At 69.2% G+C, this 260-nt stretch carries 1 protein-coding gene; it reads right to left on the bottom strand.

Annotated elements, in window-relative coordinates; all coding sequences use genetic code 11:
• On the bottom strand, positions 1-260 hold a 260-nt coding region (locus PZC42_RS21795), incomplete at both ends, for a PHP domain-containing protein (protein WP_277214290.1).

Raw genomic sequence — 260 nt, 5'->3', positions numbered from 1 at the left:
AATTCCGCCCGGCGCACTCGCGCCTGCTGCTGTGCCGCCACCAGCGCCTGCAAGTCAGGGTGATCGGCCTGCATGTTCAAGCCGACAATATGCAGCTCGCGCCCGCTCCAGGTGCTGGAAATCTCGATGCCGGTAATCAGCTCGATTGCCGCCTCGGCCGCCGCCTGCTGCGCCTCCGGCAGCCCCGCCAGGGTGTCGTGATCGGTCAGTGCCAGCATCTCTACCCCGGCTGCCGCCGCGCGGGCCACCAGCTGCGACGG

Origin of the sequence: Isoptericola croceus (genome assembly GCF_029382255.1) — a bacterium.
GTDB lineage: Bacteria > Actinomycetota > Actinomycetes > Actinomycetales > Cellulomonadaceae > Isoptericola > Isoptericola croceus.
This window is presented reverse-complemented; position numbering and strand designations above follow the sequence as displayed.